Consider the following 2,402-nt stretch of genomic DNA (forward strand, 5'->3'; position numbering starts at 1 on the left):
CTTCTCAAACGTCACCGCACCCCACACCATCGCCGCCACCTTCTCCGCCATCCCCGCCTCGAGCTACACCATCACGTCCTCAGCGGGTGCCGGCGGCTCGATCTCACCTGTCGGCGCGATGTCTGTCGCATCCGGTGCGAACAGGACCTACACCATCACCGCTGATTCCGGCTACCAGATCGCAAGCGTCACCGTGGACGGCTCAAGTGTCGGTGCACTCTCGACCTACACCTTCTCTAACGTCACCGCACCCCACACCATCGCCGCCGCCTTCACACCGATCACCGTCGCCGGCTCTGAGATGCCTGTGACCTACGTCAACTGCGACAGCTGCCACATACCGGGCTCGGCGCTCGACGAGCACGAGCACCCCTGCGCGAACTGCCACGAGGTCAGCTGGGGGCATGCGGGTACGCCCAGTGAGTTCCACACGGCCGTGACCGGAGTGACGTGCACCGCGGTCGGATGCCACAACTCGTCGGTCACCATCGAGCACAACGGGCGCACCACCAACAGTGGCGCTGTGATCGTCTGCGACACCTGCCACGGATCGACGGATGGTGCTGTCATCGCGGCTATCGCCACGAAGACGACCACCTGCACCGCGTGTCACCCAGGTGCCGATCACGCTTCGATGCACACGTTCACGAGTGGCTCGGACGTCAACGCTGCCGGTGACACCGGCTGCACCAACTCAGGTGCGGGCTGTCACGGCACCGACCCGTCGCACACTTCGATCGTGACCTACCACCCCACGACCGGTTGCCTCTCGGGCGCCTGTCACACCTCGCCGTCGAAGGCGGGCTACTCGGGCACTCGCGACTGCGTCACGTGCCATGACGGCACCTACTCGGGTGCGCCCAACACCGCCAACCTCGGCGCCGCGCACTACTCGGCGACGATTCACGCCGCAACGGGCATGACTGAGACCGTGTCGAGCGGGGGTACCGCAAGCGCCACGTGCGCCACGTGCCATGAGGCGACCGGCGGCCTGTCTGCTCAGCATGCGGGCATCGCAACGGCTTCGGGTTCGCCGTACGGCACCACCGTCGCATGCGCCGAGTGCCACAACGACACGCGTGCCACCGGTGCTGCTCAGGTGGGCGCGAACTGGTCGACCAACGCGTGCGCCGACTGCCACACCGCCGGGTCCTCGGCGCCCATGCACGGTGTCAGCGCGCCTGTCGTGATCACGGGCTCGAGCGCGGGCTGCGGCGCGAGCGGCGCCGGCTGTCACACCACCTACGACGTTCATGCGATGCACAAGGACGCGAGCGGCGGATGTACTCTCGCCGGCTGCCACGACGCGTCAAAGCAGGGTGCCAAGCCCGTGCTGCAGACGTGTGGCCAGGCCGGCGGATGCCACGCCACGGCCGGTACCGACTACCACGTTGGTTATGCCATGAAGCACACGAGCCCCACGACCTCCGGATGCTTCGGAACCGGGTGCCACCCGGCCAGCAAGGACCTCGCGGACGTCCACGCGATCTTCGTGGGCGAAGGCGCCGAGTTCCCGCAGTACGCCAACACATGTCAGCTGTGCCACGGCAACGACAATCCCACTCGCATCGACTGGGCCAACGCCACCGCCCGTTGCACGGGCGTGTGCCACGACGGGTCCACGCATGAGGCGTACAACCCGCGCCACGCGCTGACCCCGGCTGCGGCTGAATGCACCGAGTGCCACGGAACGGACCTCTCCATCGCTCATGGCGCGATGGCCGACATGGAGAAGTGCGCCATCTGCCACACGCGCACGAACAACTTCTCGAAGACCTCGACGTGTACCGACTGCCACAACGCCACTGATGTCGGCGCCCACGCCTACACCCCGGCCGCCGATAACCACTACTCCGAGACGACGCACACCGCCGCGCCGTTCACCGCCGCCGAGCAGGGCACGGGTGCCGACGGCACCGTCGCTGCGGGCGGCAAGGAGTGCTCGACGTGCCACTCGGCCACTCTGGCCACGGCTCACGCGACCGTCTCGGCCGCCGGCGGCTCGGTCACGTGCGCAGAGTGCCACACGGACACCACGCTGGGCTCCAAGACCGTCATCTCGGGCGACTGGTCGGCCAAGACCTGCGTCCAGTGTCATGACACCGGTTCGGCCTCCACGCACGACGCCTACGGCACCGTGCACGTCGTCTCGACAGCCAACGGCTGCGCGGACTCAGGCAGCGGTTGCCACGTCGGTACCGACCTCGCGCTGCTTCACGCCACGACGCGCAAGGGTGGCGCACCCAAGTACGCCTCGTGCGCGAACGTCGGCTGCCACACCACGAAGGACGCCCGCCCGACGCCGTTCGCGGCGGTCTCGTGTGGAGCCGGCTCGACCGGCTGCCACCAGGACAAGGCGGTCGGCACGCACGGCTACACCGCAGAGGCACACACCGCCGCGA

The organism is Coriobacteriia bacterium (genome assembly GCA_013334745.1).
Lineage (GTDB): Bacteria > Actinomycetota > Coriobacteriia > Anaerosomatales > JAAXUF01 > JAAXWY01.